The 271-nt window shown below is 44.3% G+C and carries 1 tRNA gene; it reads left to right on the top strand.

Annotation, left to right across the window (positions count from 1 at the left end):
- Positions 1-140: 140 nt before the first annotated feature.
- Positions 141-226 (top strand) — tRNA-Leu (locus tag KW93_RS13520).
- The last annotated feature ends 45 nt before the right edge of the window (positions 227-271 follow it).

Below are 271 nucleotides of genomic sequence, written 5' to 3'. Positions count from 1 at the left end.
GGTTCGAATCCAGGTACCCCAGCCATTTTTATTTCCGCAGAATAGAGCGGATAATTATAAACCAAAATTAAGTCAGATTTTCTTATTGACTTACAGCAGCAGAAAGTTTATAATAAAGTTCGTCTCTAAAATAATGTTATGCGGTCGTGGCGGAATGGCAGACGCGCTAGGTTGAGGGCCTAGTGGGAGAAATCCCGTGGAAGTTCGACTCTTCTCGGCCGCACCATAACGTATTCCGATTGCGCCCGTAGCTCAATTGGATAGAGTACTT

The sequence above is a fragment of the Planococcus sp. CAU13 genome (assembly GCF_000775575.1).
Classification (GTDB): Bacteria; Bacillota; Bacilli; order Bacillales_A; family Planococcaceae; genus Planococcus.
The sequence above is the reverse complement of the archived record's forward strand: the minus strand, read 5'-3'. Positions and strand labels throughout refer to the sequence as shown.